The 1,374-nt window shown below is 59.3% G+C and carries 2 protein-coding genes and 1 pseudogene; 2 read left to right on the top strand and 1 reads right to left on the bottom strand.

Translation table 11 applies throughout. The features are described from left to right. Together WH85_RS46080 and WH85_RS46075 are read left to right on the top strand one after the other, a co-directional pair. On the top strand, positions 1-562 hold a 562-nt coding region (locus tag WH85_RS46080; protein ID WP_211275663.1), incomplete at its 5' end, for a hypothetical protein. Positions 563-570: 8 nt separating this feature from the next. Beyond that, complete coding sequence (locus WH85_RS46075) at positions 571-942, top strand: hypothetical protein (protein WP_045748564.1); 372 nt, start codon at positions 571-573, stop codon at positions 940-942. A 24-nt stretch (positions 943-966) separates the two neighbouring features. Here WH85_RS46075 and WH85_RS51435 read toward each other — a convergent pair. Beyond that, positions 967-1,374, bottom strand: a pseudogene (locus tag WH85_RS51435) (hypothetical protein); the annotation flags it as partial.

Here is a 1,374-nt window from a genome sequence, read left to right as displayed (position 1 = left end):
CGAGCACACCGGCCCGAAGGTCATGCGCGACCTCACCGTCGCCGAGATCCACACGTACTACGTCATCGCCGGCGACGAACCGGTCCTCGTCCACAACAACGACGAATTCTTCTGTGAGGCGTCGGCCGACGTTGCAGAGCGCAGAGAAGCTGCCGGAGTGCAGACCGTCGCCGACGAGGATGCTCTTCGTGCTGAGGAGATCGCAAAGGGCTGGAAACCGTGGAAGTGGACGAGGATGAACACCTTCGGGCGTCTCGACGTCGCGGGCCAGACCTTCCATGGGCGCAGTCACAAGAATGCTTGGGCCAGTCTCTACCCCGGTAAGGGGCATCGCCTGATGGGTCCTTCCTTCAAGGACCATGCCGAGGGGCATCTGTTCAACCAGGCCAAGGAAGCCGGAGCCAAGGGTGGCATCGGTCTCCTGTACACCGACAGAGCCACGTGCAGTTTTTGTCGCAACAGCATGCGTGGGTTCGCTAGAATGCTCGACTTGGATGAAGTGCATGTGTACGGACCAAATGGATTGATCGGTATCTGGAACAAGACCGACCGGATTTTGTAGGATGGCGAATGTCGACGATAGTTATTGACGAGTTTGCTCCGTCCCGGACTCGAGAGATCACCCTGGCGGAGCTCCCCGGAGTCTGGAGCGAACTTCCGAGCGACGACTGTTTCGGTCTTACGTGGAACGACTCTGGCGATGATGTCATCATCGTCAGTGTCTACGACACCTACTCGACCGTGACGATCGGTCATGACGACACCTTCTACGACCTCGCCTTGTCCACTGACGAGGGGACCCAGGGCGCCGTGGTGATGGGTGAGTGGGTGGAATGGCCGACAAGGTCGATCCTTCCTCGAGACATGGGCCTCACGGTTCTCCTCAAGGGCAACGATTTCCCTTCACTTCTTCAGGAATACACCTGGAGAGAGCAGGAATGAGTGGCGACGGATGAAATCCCAGGACTATTGCGTGTTCGGGTAGCTTCTGGTCGCGGCCGTGATGAGGTCTTTTGAACGGCGATCGGCGCGTCGGTCGGCACGGGCGATGTTGGTTTCGCCGTTGGTGCGGTGCCAGCCGATCGCGGTGTTACGCAGTGTCGCTATGACGGCGGATCTGGTGCCGGTCCGGGCCTGATAAAGATCCTCACGGAACATGACCTCTCTGACAGTCCGAGTGGCCCGATCAGGGCACCAGTACCTCGGCGACGTGATGAAGAAGAAACCGAAGAAGCCGAAGGTCCCGAAGAAGAAACGAAAGCCCCCGGTCAAGAAGAAGCCGAAACCCAAGCCGAAGCCGAAGCCGAAGCCCGCCAAGGCGAAGCCGTCGAAGCCGGTCCAGAAGCAGAAGCCGAAGACCGCGCCGAAGAAGGA

It is taken from the genome of Actinoplanes rectilineatus (assembly GCF_000962825.1).
Taxonomy (GTDB): domain Bacteria; phylum Actinomycetota; class Actinomycetes; order Mycobacteriales; family Micromonosporaceae; genus Actinoplanes; species Actinoplanes rectilineatus.
The sequence above is the reverse complement of the archived record's forward strand: the minus strand, read 5'-3'. Positions and strand labels throughout refer to the sequence as shown.

Excerpts from the sequence above, each read along its gene's own strand:
- WH85_RS46075 (WP_045748564.1), top strand. The coding sequence starts at position 571 with ATGTCGACGATAGTTATTGACGAGTTTGCTCCGTCCCGGACTCGAGAG.